Annotated in this window: 7 protein-coding genes and 1 pseudogene; all 8 read right to left on the bottom strand. The window is 69.8% G+C overall.

The window, feature by feature from the left end:
• Positions 1 to 74 precede the first annotated feature (74 nt).
• Complete coding sequence (locus tag DRB06_RS13910; protein WP_073333078.1) at positions 75 to 677, bottom strand: DivIVA domain-containing protein; 603 nt, start codon at positions 675 to 677, stop codon at positions 75 to 77.
• 110 nt (positions 678 to 787) lie between these two features.
• On the bottom strand, positions 788 to 1,006 hold the full coding sequence (locus DRB06_RS13905; protein WP_073333075.1) for a DivIVA domain-containing protein: 219 nt from the start codon (positions 1,004 to 1,006) through the stop codon (positions 788 to 790).
• Between the two features lie 236 nt (positions 1,007 to 1,242).
• Positions 1,243 to 1,533, bottom strand: coding sequence for a YggT family protein (locus tag DRB06_RS13900; RefSeq protein WP_073333074.1), 291 nt, complete (start codon positions 1,531 to 1,533; stop codon positions 1,243 to 1,245).
• 21 nt (positions 1,534 to 1,554) lie between these two features.
• Positions 1,555 to 2,025, bottom strand: a complete 471-nt coding sequence (locus DRB06_RS13895) for a cell division protein SepF (protein ID WP_073333072.1) — start codon at positions 2,023 to 2,025, stop codon at positions 1,555 to 1,557.
• A gap of 132 nt (positions 2,026 to 2,157) precedes the next feature.
• Complete coding sequence (locus tag DRB06_RS13890; RefSeq protein ID WP_111820273.1) at positions 2,158 to 2,943, bottom strand: polyphenol oxidase family protein; 786 nt, start codon at positions 2,941 to 2,943, stop codon at positions 2,158 to 2,160.
• 45 nt (positions 2,944 to 2,988) lie between these two features.
• Positions 2,989 to 4,212 carry a cell division protein FtsZ gene (gene ftsZ / locus DRB06_RS13885; protein WP_111820260.1) on the bottom strand — a complete coding sequence of 408 codons (1,224 nt, stop codon included), beginning with the start codon at positions 4,210 to 4,212 and terminating at the stop codon, positions 2,989 to 2,991.
• 146 nt (positions 4,213 to 4,358) lie between these two features.
• Entirely contained in the window at positions 4,359 to 5,228 is an 870-nt protein-coding gene (locus tag DRB06_RS13880; protein WP_111820259.1) for a cell division protein FtsQ/DivIB, read from the bottom strand.
• A pseudogene (locus DRB06_RS13875) lies at positions 5,225 to 5,406 on the bottom strand (UDP-N-acetylmuramate--L-alanine ligase); the annotation flags it as partial. The gene DRB06_RS13880 and the pseudogene DRB06_RS13875, both read right to left, overlap by 4 nt.

The following is a 5,406-nucleotide window of genomic DNA, read 5'->3' as shown; positions in this document are numbered from 1 at the left end:
GGGGCGGCGGCCCGGCTGGGCCCGCCGCCCCGACCGGCGGATGTCATGACGCGGTTGCGGCGTCGGCGCTGCCGTTACAGGCTGGGCGCGGCCGACGCGTTGCCGTCCTCGACGGTGGTCAGCAGGTTCTGCAGGTAGCTCTTCAGGCGCGTGCGGTAGTCGGACTCGAAGCGGCGCAGTTCGTCGATCTTGTGCTCCAGGCCGGAGCGCTCCTTCTCCAGCTGCGCCAGGGTGCGGTTGCGCTGGTCCTCGGCCTCGCGCACGACCTGCTCACCGGTGGCGCGGGCCTCGGCGATGATGCGCTCGCCCTCGGCCTTGCCGTTGGCGACGTGCTCGTCGTGCAGGCGCTGGGCCAGCTCGAGCATGCCGGAGGCGGCGGCCGGTTCCTGGGACTCGTCGGCGACCGGCACGACGGGAGCCGGCTCGACGACGGGCTCCACCACCGTGGTCTCCCGCGCGGCGACCGGCGCGGCCGGGGCGCCCTCACCCAGCTCGGCGATGCGGGCGTTCGCGGCCTCAAGCTTGGCCTTCAGGTCGGCGTTCTCGGCCTCAAGCTGACGCATGGACTCGACGACCTCATCAAGGAACTCGTCGACCTCGTCCTGCTCGTATCCCTCGCGGAACTTGGTTGCCTGGAACTTCTTATTGAGGACGTCGTCTGCGGTTAGCAGCGTCATAGTCGTCACCTCGGTGTCGTTACGGAAGATGCCACGAGCACCGGATGACCGGCGACTCATGCGGACAGATTACCTGAACTCCAGGTTCAGGCCACATTCGGAGGCGCATGTCACGCGCCCGGTGTCGCCCCTGCCTGCCCCCTTAGCCTTGCATTGGCGCGCTCCAGGCGCGCAACTCGGGCCTTCGCGGATGCCAACTCGTTCTCAAGACTCCGCATGGCCGCGATCACCTCATCAAGAAACTCGTCAACTGCCTCCTGCCCGTATCCTTCGCGGAACCGGGTGGTCGGAAGCTTCTTGTTGAGGACGTCGTCCGCGGTCAGCGGCATGATGATGATCTCCTCAGCGTCGTGGGGTGGACTGATTGGGCACCGGAGAACCGGCCCTCATGCTGTCGGGATGCTCAGCTCCTGATGCGAGTTAAATCGGAAGGGACCGGCCACACCCCGTGTTGCGTTAGCGCCATGGGGCGGACCACATGTCACGTTACCATCACATGCGGCGATGTATGTCGCCTTCGGGCTGAATTCCTGCCGCATCCTCGATCCAGCGACCGCGTTGAACGTCACACCAGCAGCAGGAGCAGGCGCCGGACGATGACGATTCCGAACCACAGGACCAGGAAACTCAGGTCTATGCCGACGCCGCCCAGGCGCACCAGCGGCACGAAGCGGCGGATCTGCCGCAGCGGCGGGTCGGTAAGCCCGTAGACGGCATTGGCCAGAACCAGCACGACGCCGGTGGGGCGCCAGCTACGAGCGAACAGCTGGATCCAATCCAACACCACACGGATCAGCAGGATCAGAATATAGAGGTTGAGCAGGCTCGAAATGATCGAGACGACAATTGCGGTCATGGGCTGCGCAGGTCGGCCCGATCAACTCTGGTTGAAGAAGCGACCGTGGGCGTCATCGGCGCCCTCGCCGTCGTCGATCTCGACCGAAGTCGGGGTCAGCAGGAACACGCGCGGGGTGACCCGCTCGATGGCGCCGTGCAGCCCGAAGACCAGCCCGGCGGAGAAGTCGACCATGCGGCGGGCGTCGGACTCGCTCATGTTGGTGAGGTTGACGATGACCGGTACGCCATCCCGGAAGGACTCGCCGATCACCCGGGCCTCGTTGTAGGTGGAGGGGTGCACGGTGACGATGCGACGCAGATCCGGGGTCGCCGCCGAGGCGGGCGCCTCCTCGAAGGGGGCCTCGTAGACGTTGCCGGCGTCGTGGTCCGTGTAGTCATCAGCCAGGCCCTGGGTGAAGTCCACGTGGGTGTCCTCGGGGGCGTCGGCGTAGTCCTCTTCGATCGGCTCGGAGTAGCCGAGGAAATTGGTCATCTTACGCAGTGCGCTCATGAGAGTTGCTCCTTGTCCGTCCGGTTCCCTGCGGTCCGGACGAGGCTGACGGTATCGGGCGCCGACGGACTGGCGGCTGATTCACTGCGGCGTGTCATCGGATATCGGCGCGTCCGTATCCATTCGGCGCCGTTACGCCGGTGCCGGCAGCACAATCCCGGCCTGACGACCGGTCACGCCGTCGCGCCGGTAGGAGTACAGCTCGGTTTGCTCGTAGGTGCAGCGGTGGACGTTGAGAATGTGGCGTACGCCGGCGCGTTCGAGTTGGGCAGTGATGCCGGCGGCCAGGTCGATGCCGGGCGTGCCCCAGCGCGTGGTGCTGGCGCAGGCGGGCTCACGGCCCGCGGCCTCGGCGTGCAGCGCGGCGCCCACCTCGTAGCAGGCGCCACAGATCGACGGTCCAATGGCAGCGCGGATGCCGGCGGGCTCCGCGCCGACGGCGACCAGGGCCGCCACGGCCGCCGGGACGATTCCGGCCAGGAACCCGCGGCGGCCGGCGTGGACGGCGGCAACCGCGGCGCCGTCGGCGCTGGCCAGCAGCAGCGGTACGCAGTCGGCCACGAGCACGGCCGCGGCCGCCGCCGGGAGCGGACCGGAGCCGCCCGGGCCGGCGGGTGGGGTGCGGGTATCCAGGACCAGCGCATCGGCAGTGGGCACGGCGTCGGCCTGGGCGGAGGCGACGCGGGCCGAGTGCACCTGGTTCATCCAGGCGATGCCTGCACGGCCACCGGCACCGGGCGCGGCTTCCGCCGCGTCGGGAACAACGCCCAGCGCCCGAGCGAGGCGGCGGCGGTGAGCCTCAACCCGGACGGAGTCGTCACCGACGTGGAGGGCGAGGTTGAAGCCCGCATACGGGCCGCCCTCCCCCGCCGGTGCGGGCGCGCGGGTGGTGAAGTAGCCGCGGGCGCCGTCGCCCATGTCGACGGCGATCAGCGCATCCGCTACTGCCCCTTCCGCCACGGTTCAGCGCAGGAAGTCGGGCAGGTCGATGTCGTCCTTCTCGGCGTCCACGCCGATGACCCGAGGCACGGTCAGCTCCGGCTCCGCCTCGGGCTGGGAGTCGTCGACGTAGGTCGGCACCTCCGCCGTAGTGGGGGCGGGGACGGCCGGAACGGGGCGGGTGATCGGGTTCTCGGCCGCGTGGGCGCCGCGCGCCGGGGTGGCGGGGCTAGGGGCGGGGCGGACCGTAGCGGCCGCGCGCGACAGAGGGGCCGCCGCGTCGGCAGCGGAGTCCGCGGGGCCCTCCTCGTCGAAGCCGGCGGCGATGACGGTGACGCGCACCTCGTCACCAAGGGCGCCGTCGACCACGTTGCCGAAGATGATGTTGGCCTCGGGGTGGACCGCCTCGCGCACCAGGTTGGCCGCCTCGGAGATCTCGAACAGTCCCAGATCGCTGCCGCCCTGGAAGAAGAGCAGAACGCCGTGGGCGCCGTCGATGGAGGACTCGAGCAGCGGGGAGGCGATGGCCTGCTCGGTGGCGGTCAGGGCACGATCCTCGCCGGTGGCGGAGCCGATACCCATCAGGGCGCTGCCGGCGTCCTGCATGACGGACTTGACGTCGTTGAAGTCAACGTTGATCAGGCCGGGCGTGGTGATGAGTTCGGTAATGCCCTGGACACCCTGTAGCAGCACCTGGTCGGCCTGCTTGAAGGCGTCGACGACACTGATGTTGCGGTCGGCGATCTGCAGCAGCCGGTCGTTGGGGATGACGATGAGGGTGTCCACCTCGGCGCGCAGGTTGGTGACGCCGTCCTCGGCCTGCATGGCGCGCCGCCTCCCCTCGAAGGCGAAGGGCCGAGTGACCACGCCGATGGTCAGCGCGCCCAGGGAGCGGGCGATCTTGGCGACGATCGGGGCGGCACCGGTGCCGGTGCCGCCACCCTCGCCGGCGGTGACGAAGACCATGTCGGCGCCCTCGAGGGCCTCCTGGATGTCGTCCTCGTGGTCCTCGGCGGCCTTGCGGCCGATGGTCGGGTCGGCGCCGGCGCCGAGGCCGCGGGTGAGGTTGCGGCCGACGTCGAGCTTGGTGTCGGCGTCGGACATGAGCAGCGCCTGCGCGTCGGTATTGACGGCGATGAACTCGACGCCGCGCAAGCCGGCCTCGATCATGCGGTTGACGGCATTGACGCCGCCGCCGCCGACGCCCACCACCTTGATGACTGCTTGATAGTGCTGCGATTCCGCCACTGTCTGCCTCCGCGTTTGGTGCCGAGTCCAAGGACTCCCCTCAACCTTCAACCTGAAGTCGAGGTCTATACTTATGTCATTCTTCCGATGACGTGCCCAACGCTATGGGCCCCTGGCCCGCCGCAGGCGTATTTGAGTTCGGCGTGTCAGGAGGTGGTGGGACTGTGCGGACTGGACACGTCGTAGGTCTGCGCCTCCTGGTCGAGCAGCACCGCCAGCACCCGTGCCTTGAGCTCGTTGTCGGTGGACTGCCCCCACACCACGGTGGCGCCGCCGGTCAACGTCAAGGTCACCTGCCCGGTGTCCGAGACGGCGCCTTTGGCAACCTGTGCGCGTACGTCGGCGTCCAGGCTGCCGATCGCCTCGGTCACTGCCGAAACCTGTGCCTCGGACAGCTCCTGCCCCGGCTGGGTCTGGATCACGGCCAGGTCGTCCGGCGCCTGCTCGACGGTCTCAAGGACCACGGCCTCACCATCGAGCACCTGGTATCCGGCATCCGTGGGCCGGGCGGCGACGGGCACCCGCAGGGTCAGCCGCACCGCCAGGCCGTGCGGCCAGGAGCGGGTCACCGCCGCCGACTTCACTCGCACCAGGGAGTCGGCAACCTCATCGCCCAAGGCGCCGACGTTCAGCCGCAGCAGGGACTGGCCGGCGTGGTCGGCGAGCGCCTGCTGCACCGCGGCGGCATCGACAGTGTCGTCGGCTCCCGTCACGGTGATGTCGGTGGTGCGCAGGGCCAGCAGCGGTGAGAACAGCGCCCCCCACCCCAGCAGGACCAAGGCCGCCACCAGGGCGACGGCACGCACCAGCCGACCGCGACGCAGCCGGCGGCGGGCGCGACGGCGCTCATCGAGCCGGTCGGTCAGCCCGGTGGACACGACCCGGTCGCGGTGCTCGCCCCGGATGGGAAGGGCGGGCCCGCCGTCATCGTGCACGCTCAATTCGGCCGCGGCCGAATCCGGCTCCGGTTCCGTTTCGGGGCCGCGCGGGCGCGGCGGGGTCGGCTTGCGCATCATGCCGAGGCGCTGCGCTCGGCGAGCGCCTCCAGGATGACGGGGCCCAGCCGAGTGACGTCACCCGCGCCGATGGTCAGGATCAGGTCGCCGGGTTGGGCGGCAGCCGCGGCCGCCCGGGCGGCGGCATACGGGTCGGCGATGTAGCGGGCGTCGCCCGGGGTGCGGTCGACGACGATCT

This window comes from Actinomyces sp. Z5 (assembly GCF_003287795.1).
GTDB classification, from domain to species: domain Bacteria; phylum Actinomycetota; class Actinomycetes; order Actinomycetales; family Actinomycetaceae; genus Actinomyces; species Actinomyces glycerinitolerans.
The sequence above is the reverse complement of the archived record's forward strand: the minus strand, read 5'-3'. Positions and strand labels throughout refer to the sequence as shown.